This is a genomic window from Deltaproteobacteria bacterium (assembly GCA_019309545.1).
GTDB lineage: Bacteria > Desulfobacterota > Desulfobaccia > Desulfobaccales > Desulfobaccaceae > Desulfobacca_B.
The window spans coordinates 1-3,628 of the sequence record JAFDGA010000073.1; the positions used below are offsets into that span (position 1 = coordinate 1).

Genomic DNA, 3,628 nt, shown 5'->3' on the forward strand with positions numbered 1-3,628 from the left:
AAAAAGTCACCTAATGCCTGTTTGGCCGGCCGAATCCAGAAAAGCGTCTGCACCACCCCGATGGCGATAGAGGTAGCGCCGATCGGCATGACCTCGAAGACCCACCAGACACCGGCCATCAGAAACAGGCCGATAGCCAGTTTACCCTCCCAGGAAAGCTTGAAAACCTTACCTGCCGGATCAACGGCATCCGGCAGAGTCTCGACTAAATAAAAAAGCGCAAATAACCCTGCTCCTATCATAATAAACACAATACGCCGCCAGTTTATCCGCACCCTTACCGGGGCCAGTCTAATCTCTTCCGGCATCTCCGGCAGGCCTTCGCCGACCGGCATTCTTTCTTTTTCTTCTGCCATTAGCTATCCTCCCTCCATCCTTCCAGAACCGATAACCCACGCATCTTCACGGCTGACTGCATAAGTGGCCTCGCCTGAAGGGAAATATGCAGATTTACGGATGGGCGGTTGGGCAAAATCAGTCTCCCAGCACCATCCCGGAAATTTCGGTGAACAGCTCACTGAGGCGAATTATTCCCACCACCTTGTTATCCTGGAGCACCGGCATCATGCCGACATTCTCTTTGATCATTAGGAAGATGGCCTTGGCGATAGGACTTTCCGCTTCCACCGTGATCTTAATGGGGCTCATCACCTCACTGACTGGCTTCTGCGCCTCTTGTTTCATGTTGGGCCCGAACAGATCTCCCAACAACACGGTAAGACTGATATCCTGTTTGACCAACACAGTTTCTTTGAGGAATCGGGGTTCCAGACCCTTGATAATGTCTCTCAGGGTTAAAATACCCACAAGCTGGTATTTTTCATCGAACACCAGCACCGCCCGGGGTTCAAACACCCCTTCAAACTTAATGGCCGTCTCCCGGACAATAGCCATGGCCTGACGCAGGGTGAACCAATAGGGGATATGAGGATAATCCTCCAACCGGATCATCAGGTCTTTAACTTTGGTCTTATTCGGCATGGGCTCCTCCGCTAACCTAGGACGTTGCATTTTGTTACATTTATCACAAGAATTGATTTTTGTTTGTAGTGCAAATACTTTAAAATGTCAAGAAATTCTTAAGACAAGATATATTTTGAAGTATTTTCTTTTGACAAAAATGAACTTTACGTGTAATAATTCACATATCCCTGTCCCGCTCAGGAGAATGCCATCATGGTGAAACAACCCCGTTACTTTTTGCAATACTTAATCCTGGTCGTAGTAGCCACTACTTTTTGGGCCAGCAGTGGGGGGGCGGCCCCGGCAGCCGCTGCCGGGGATCGACTCAGCCTGTCCGGGGCCATTAACAATCCCCAGGGCAAAGGGGTCAAAGAGGTGGAAGTGGAGATCCTGGTCAACGGCCAGCCGGTGCACCTGGAGGGCGAGGAGGCTGTCGCCACGGGCAGCCAGGGCACCTTCGTGGCGGAAGTGCACTTGCCGGCGGGCACACTGCCCGCCGCCGAGGTGACGGTCAAGGCCCACAAACCGTGCTGGCGGTCCATTGCCCCTACTCCGGTCAAACTGATCGAAGTCGGCACCGACCAGGAAGGCAATCGGCTATTTCAGGCGCACCAGCAGTTTACCCTGTATCGTCAGATCACCCCGGCCTTTTGGCTGGCGACCCTGACGCTGCTCTTTGTGTATGGCATCATTGCCGCCGAACTGATGCACCGTACCCTGGCGGCGCTCTTGGGCGCGGCGTTAATTCTATTTATTAGCTATACCGCCGGAACCTTCGATAAAAGCTACTTTATTTTGGGCTTCGAGGACGCCATGCACGCCATTGACATGAATGTCATTTTCCTGCTTATGGGCATGATGATCATTGTCGGGGTGCTGAAAAAAACCGGTCTGTTCCAGTGGCTGGCCTTTAAGTCCTACGCCATGGCCCGGGGCAATGTCTTTATCCTGTCCTGCATCCTGATGGTGGTTACCGCAGTCTGCTCAGCTTTCCTGGATAATGTCACCACCATGTTGCTGATGATCCCGGTGACCATTGAGATCGCCATTACCCTGAAGATCAATCCCATTGCCTTCCTGATCCCCGAGGTCTTTGCCTCCAATGTCGGGGGCACCGCCACCCTGATCGGCGACCCGCCCAATATCCTGATCGGCTCCTATGCCAAACTCAGCTTTGTTGATTTTGTCATGAACCTGACCATTATTGTCGCTGTCTGCCTGGTAATCTCCTTAATCTATTACGTTTACTGGTACAAGAAAGATTATCTCAAGGCAGAGATCAAGGATGTGGGGCGCACTATTGATTATCTGCAGGAAGAATACAAAATCACCAACAAAAAATTGTTAACCATGGCCTTAGGCCTGCTGTCTTTTACCATCTTCCTGTTTATCATCCACGGGGTGCTGCACATGGAGCCGTCGATTGCCGCCCTGACCGGGGCCATGCTGCTCTTGGCCGTCAGTCGCATCGACATTGTGGAGATGCTGGAGCATGAAGTGGAATGGCCCACTCTGATATTTTTTATGGCCCTGTTTATGGTGGTGGCCGGGGCGGAAGAGACCGGCCTGATCCAGGTCATCGCCGAATGGGTGGCCCAGGTTTCCCAAGGATCGTTGGTGGTGGCGGTGTTGATGGTGCTCTGGGTCTCGGCTCTGGCCTCGGCGGCCATTGACAACATCCCCTTTACCGCCACCATGCTGCCCATCATTGCCTTCCTCAATGAAACCATTCCCGGAGCGGAAAGTGGGGTGTTATGGTGGGCCTTGGCCCTGGGCGCCTGTTTGGGCGGCAATGGCACCATGATCGGCGCCTCGGCCAATGTGGTGACGGTGGGTCTGGCCGAAAAGGCAGGCTATCCCATCTCTTTCCTCTACTACATGCGAGCCTGCTTCATCCCCATGTTGATCACTATCATCATCGCCTCCGCTTACCTGCTTATCTTTGAAATTTAACTAACCGGAGCAAGTTGGCCTGGGGTCATCCGCCATAGGGCGGGTGGCCCTTTTTGTGTAGATTTCGCCCCATGCCCCTCCGTGAACGAGGGCTGATAATAAGAGGGGTATAATACCAAGTTGCGATCAAAGAGCTAAAATGCCCCCTCACCCTCGCCCTCTCCCCCGCCAGCGGGGGAGAGGGGATAAAGGATAAAATTACTCATTTGAAAGCTAATCGGTATAAAAACAGAATTTTTATTGACAATATAAAAAAAGGTTGATAATATTTTACCGTTATTATTGTTTTATTTCAATAACTTAATTAGTTTCAGCGTTTTTTTTATGGAAGATAGTACTTACCGCCAGCAGAAAGAGAAGAAAATAATCGAATATTTGAAAAAATTGGAGGGCTCGGTAGACCAACATACTGCTGAACTGACTCTGCTTAATGAACTATTGCATCAGGAAATCACTGAGCGCCAAGAGGCCATTAAAGCCCTGAAGAGGAGTGAGGCCAGATATAGAGAGCTGGCGGAAAGCATTTATTGGAGCGCCGCTTCCGAGAAAGTCGCCGGCATCAGGGCTTCCGAGGCCTTGGGCAAATCTCTCTACGAAATTTTCCCAAATATCCAGGGTACCGAAGCCCAACAGAAATATATGCTGGCCCTTAAAACCGGGGAACCCCAATATTTTGTGGACCAATATAAGTGGGGCGGTAAGAATATTTTTT

At 51.0% G+C, this 3,628-nt stretch carries 4 protein-coding genes; 2 read left to right on the forward strand and 2 right to left on the reverse strand.

Features of this window, described 5'->3' with window-relative positions; all coding sequences use genetic code 11:
* A partial coding sequence (locus JRG72_11615; GenBank protein ID MBW2135851.1) for an SLC13/DASS family transporter occupies positions 1-356 on the reverse strand: 356 nt, incomplete at its 3' end.
* A gap of 118 nt (positions 357-474) precedes the next feature.
* A complete protein-coding gene (locus JRG72_11620) occupies positions 475-981 on the reverse strand; it encodes a CBS domain-containing protein (GenBank protein MBW2135852.1) in 507 nt (168 codons plus the stop codon).
* A 195-nt stretch (positions 982-1,176) separates the two neighbouring features.
* Between JRG72_11620 and JRG72_11625 the strand changes: the two genes are divergently transcribed.
* Positions 1,177-2,916, forward strand: a complete 1,740-nt coding sequence (locus JRG72_11625; GenBank protein MBW2135853.1) for an ArsB/NhaD family transporter — start codon at positions 1,177-1,179, stop codon at positions 2,914-2,916.
* A gap of 324 nt (positions 2,917-3,240) precedes the next feature.
* Positions 3,241-3,628 (forward strand): PAS domain-containing protein (locus tag JRG72_11630; protein MBW2135854.1); only part of this gene is annotated, 388 nt, incomplete at its 3' end.